Origin of the sequence: Streptomyces sp. WM6378, assembly GCF_001279695.1 — a bacterium.
Classification (GTDB): domain Bacteria; phylum Actinomycetota; class Actinomycetes; order Streptomycetales; family Streptomycetaceae; genus Streptomyces.
The window spans coordinates 1-3,069 of the sequence record NZ_LGDD01000088.1; the positions used below are offsets into that span (position 1 = coordinate 1).

General features: G+C 68.6%; 4 protein-coding genes and 1 pseudogene. 2 read left to right on the top strand and 3 right to left on the bottom strand.

Annotation, left to right across the window (positions count from 1 at the left end):
• Positions 1-77 (bottom strand): adenylyltransferase/cytidyltransferase family protein (locus ADK54_RS48760; RefSeq protein ID WP_159047599.1); only part of this gene is annotated, 77 nt, incomplete at its 3' end.
• Positions 78-308: 231 nt separating this feature from the next.
• Here ADK54_RS48760 and ADK54_RS10425 point away from each other — a divergent pair.
• Both ADK54_RS10425 and ADK54_RS10430 read left to right on the top strand, forming a co-directional pair.
• Positions 309-827, top strand: a complete 519-nt coding sequence (locus ADK54_RS10425) for a DUF1203 domain-containing protein (RefSeq protein ID WP_053725291.1) — start codon at positions 309-311, stop codon at positions 825-827.
• A gap of 74 nt (positions 828-901) precedes the next feature.
• Positions 902-1,811 (top strand): annotated as a pseudogene (locus tag ADK54_RS10430) (IS982 family transposase).
• A gap of 60 nt (positions 1,812-1,871) precedes the next feature.
• On the opposite strand, the gene ADK54_RS10435 reads toward ADK54_RS10430, so the two are convergent.
• Positions 1,872-2,279, bottom strand: coding sequence for a hypothetical protein (locus ADK54_RS10435; RefSeq protein ID WP_053725292.1), 408 nt, complete (start codon positions 2,277-2,279; stop codon positions 1,872-1,874).
• The coding region (locus ADK54_RS10440) for an HAD-IC family P-type ATPase (RefSeq protein ID WP_159047724.1) at positions 2,276-3,069 on the bottom strand (794 nt) is incomplete at its 5' end. The genes ADK54_RS10435 and ADK54_RS10440, both read right to left, overlap by 4 nt.

Consider the following 3,069-nt stretch of genomic DNA (forward strand, 5'->3'; position numbering starts at 1 on the left):
AGGAGGGCAGCACGCCGGAGTACGTCCTGGTGCCCTTGAGTGACCGGGTCGAAGGATCCTGGGAAGAGGGCTCGCATGATCGGAGAGAGTAACAAGCGGCCGCCGCCCGGGAGTGCAGTGCCAGGGCAGACAAACCACCAAGATCAAGCGTGACAGGGAGACGTCTAGACGATCGATTCCAAGGGGTCGGCGATCGTGGGCGGCCGGCGTTCAGCGGGTGTGACGTTCCCGGTCCGTCTTCTGTGTGCACGAACCGTGGCGTCCGATTCCCGCCAGCAATCACATGTGCGTCGATCCAGCATGGGCGCATGACCAAGTACGCCGTGCTCCCCGTTGAGGCAGCCGTCCTCAAGGAACTGCGGGTTGCCGATGACGCGGGCCGTCCCTGCGCCCCGTACATCGCGACCCGCGACGACGTGGGCTCACCGCTGCGCTGCTGCCTGCGCCCCATCACGCTCGGCGAGCGGATTGCCCTTGTTTCGTATGCCCCGTTGCGTCGCTGGGCCGCCGCGAGGGGTGCAGATCCGGTCGCGTACGACGAACAGGGTCCCGTCTTCATCCACGCCGATGACTGCGGTGGGTTCACCCCTGGCGAGAAGTATCCCTTCGATCGGCCGGGCGCTCTGCGTACCGTGCGCCGGTATGACGCCCGGGGGCATATCGAAGGTGGCCGCCTTCTGGAGATTCCGGCCGACGCCACGGCTAGCTTTGATGCAGCCTTCGACGATGCTTTCAGCGACCCGGACGTGGTGCTCGTGCACGTCAGGGCACTGGAATACGGATGCTTCCACTTCGAGGTACGACGGCCCACGGCCGAGGAACAGTAGTCGCCATGCCACTTGAATGATCGATTTCAAGGGATCGGCTGCCCGCATGTGACAAGGGAGCCCAAAGTGCGGTTGTGACGCCAGACTTGGACTCCCTCGCCACCGCACTGTATGTGAAGACTGACGACTTGCTGAAGGACTCACCGCATCTCGCACCGTGGCGGCCACCCATGGGGATCGCTCCACGACTCACCGATGCCGAGCTGGTCACGCTCGCGATGATGCAGGCCATGCTCGGCTTCACCTCTGAGGCGAAGTGGCTGCGCCACAGCCGCGCTCACCTGCGGCAGCTCTTTCCCTACCTGCCGAAACAGCCCGGCTACAACAAACGTCTGCGCAAGGCCGCCGAGCTGCTTCGCCGGGTCGCCCGGCTGCTGGCCACCGATACCACCGTGTGGAGTGACGACGTGTGGATCGTCGACTCCACGCCGGTCGAATGCGGACGCTCCCGCGAGACCGTCAAAAGGTCCGACCTCGCCGGATGGGCCGAGTACGGCTACTGCGCGATCCACAGCCGCTTCTTTTGGGGCCTGCGCCTGCACCTGGTGTGCACCCTTCACCTGCCGATCGCCTTCGCCCTGACCGGAGCCAAGGCCGACGAACGCGAGACGCTGCTGGCCTCTCGCTGCCGAACCGGAACTGGTCGCCGCCCGGCCCGGACAGACGCTGATCGGTGACAAGAACTACTTCGGCCGCGACTTCGAGCACCAGCTGGCCGGGCTAGACGTCCGGCTGCTGCGGCCGGCCCGCAAAGGCGAGCCGGAGCGGGACGGGGCACCACTGTTCAAGCCGCTGCGGCAGGTCATCCAATCGGTCAACGAGAGCTTCAAGGGGCAGCTCGACCTCGAACAGCACCGCGGCCGCACACCAGCCGGCGTCATCGCCTGCGTCATACAGCGCATCCTCGCGCTGACCGCCGCGATCTGGCACAACGACCACACCGGACAGCCGGTTCTGCGCTCACTGACCGCCTACGACCACTAACCACGGACCCCTTGGAATCGATCATCTAGGCACTCAGCGTGTCCCAGCCAGGCGGAATGATCAGTCGTCGAGTTCGTGGCGGACGCGTCGGGAGGGGCTGAACGTGTAGAGGTCGAGGATGTCGGGTGCCTCGGCGAGGCCGGGGCCGCCGTTCTTGACCCATGTGGCGATGTCGTTAGCGGCGCCGGGGTCGTTGACCTGGCCGAGCCAGACTGGGCGTCCGCCGTTCGTGCGGCCTTCGGCGGAGGGCTGGATGACGATGACGTTGGCGCGCTCGCATGCGTCCAGGCAGTCGGTGCGCCGGACCATCGCGACCTCGGCCAGCTGGGTGCGCAGGTCGGTGAGCTGAGCTTCGTGGTCCAGGTGCGGCACTTTGGCCGGGGTGCCGCAGCAGCAGCCGCGGCAGACGGTGACGGTGGGCCGTGCCGCCCCCGAAGCAGGGGCGGCCTTCTTGGTACGGCGGCTCACCGCATGTCCTGTGCGGCGCCGTTCCAGGCGGCGTCGCGCAGCAGGCGCAGGCCGTTGAGGCCGACGATGACGGTCGAGCCCTCGTGCCCGAGAACGCCGAGCGGCAGCGGCAGGTGGCCCATCAGGTCCCAGACGACCAGGCCGGAGATGAACACTGCGGCGATGACCAGGTTCTGCACCACTAGGCGGCGGGCCGCCCGCGACAGGCTCACGACCGTGGGGACGGTGGTGAGTTCGTCGCGGACGATGACGGCGTCGGCGGTCTCCAGGGCGAGGTCGGAGCCGGCGCGGCCCATGGCGATGCCGGTGTGGGCGGCGGCCAGTGCCGGGGCGTCGTTGACGCCGTCACCGATGACCAGCACCTTGCGCCCCCGGGCCTCCAGGCGCCGTACGGCTTCGACCTTGTCCTGGGGCAGGAGCCCGGCGTGGACTTCGTCGCCGGTGATGCCGGCCTCGGCGGCCAGGCGGGCGGCGGCGCGCGGGTTGTCGCCCGTCACCAGTATCGGCGTGCTGCCGGTCAGCGTGGTCAGGGCGGCGACGGTCGCGGTGGCATCGGGACGCAGCCGGTCGGCGATGCCCAGCACCCCGACGGGGACGCTGTCGCGCAGGACCAGGACGGCCGTGCGGCCACCGTCCTCCAGGCCAGCCGCGACCTCGGCGGCGCGGGCAGAGCCGGTGTCGTCGTTGCCGTCGAGGAGGCGGGCGGGTGCGCCGACCGCCACCAAGTGACCACCGACGAGGGCGGTGACCCCGACGCCGGGAGTGGAGGTGAAGTCGCGCAGGTCGGCGA

Coding starts and splice junctions, on each gene's coding strand:
- ADK54_RS10425 (WP_053725291.1), top strand. CDS start 309: ATGACCAAGTACGCCGTGCTCCCCGTTGAGGCAGCCGTCCTCAAGGAA.